Origin of the sequence: Vibrio olivae (assembly GCF_042428525.1) — a bacterium.
Taxonomy (GTDB): Bacteria; Pseudomonadota; Gammaproteobacteria; order Enterobacterales; family Vibrionaceae; genus Vibrio; species Vibrio olivae.
Genome location: NZ_JBHMEP010000066.1, coordinates 1 through 705, shown reverse-complemented (window position 1 = coordinate 705; position 705 = coordinate 1). Strand labels below are relative to the sequence as shown.

The following is a 705-nucleotide window of genomic DNA, read 5'->3' as shown; positions in this document are numbered from 1 at the left end:
AACAATTCCCGTTGTATCTCAACCCTCAAACGAATATCCATTGTAAAGTGTTTAATATCAATCAGGGGATTATACCCCCGATTGATACAATATTGGTATTCGTCCCGGTCTGTTAGCAAATACGGTTCCATTGCCTTACATATCCCCGGTTTCGTCGTTTTCCTCGTTTTCGTCCGCCGGGTCGTCAACGTTCGGGAACAATCCGTTGTCCTCTACCTTTTCGGCACTCAAACCCGGTGCGGGTTCGCCATCAGCCCCGAACAACTCCAATTGCGCCTTTTTGCCTTTGAACAAAAATGCGTAAACCTCGTTTTCAATGTCGCCAATAATTTTTTCCAATTCTTCCTCAAAACCGAACGTTTCGATATTGAATTTCAGACGGGGCGAATTTATCGCCGTCTTTTGGTTATTGGATACCGTGAACAACCCCGTAAGGACGCAACCAACGTTATCATCTTGACCGGAAAGGGATACGCCCCGAACCTCAATGTTTTTCAACATTTCGTCCGCAAAGTTATGGGCGGCGTCTTTCTGCTTTTGGTTGGCTTTCATATCCGGCGTATCTATAAGGGACAAAAACGACGTGATATTGAAAATACGCCCCATAATCGGGCGCAACCTGTCAAAGCAATTGCGCAAATCCGGGTGTATGTCCTTTGCACTTTCGACGTGGTATTTGTTCGTGTAACTCTCATTACCGACGGT

At 45.8% G+C, this 705-nt stretch carries 1 protein-coding gene; it reads right to left on the bottom strand.

The window, feature by feature from the left end; translation table 11 throughout:
• Positions 1–135: 135 nt before the first annotated feature.
• Positions 136–705, bottom strand: a 570-nt coding sequence (locus ACFFUV_RS23495; protein ID WP_390198374.1) for a hypothetical protein, incomplete at its 5' end; no start/stop codon positions are given.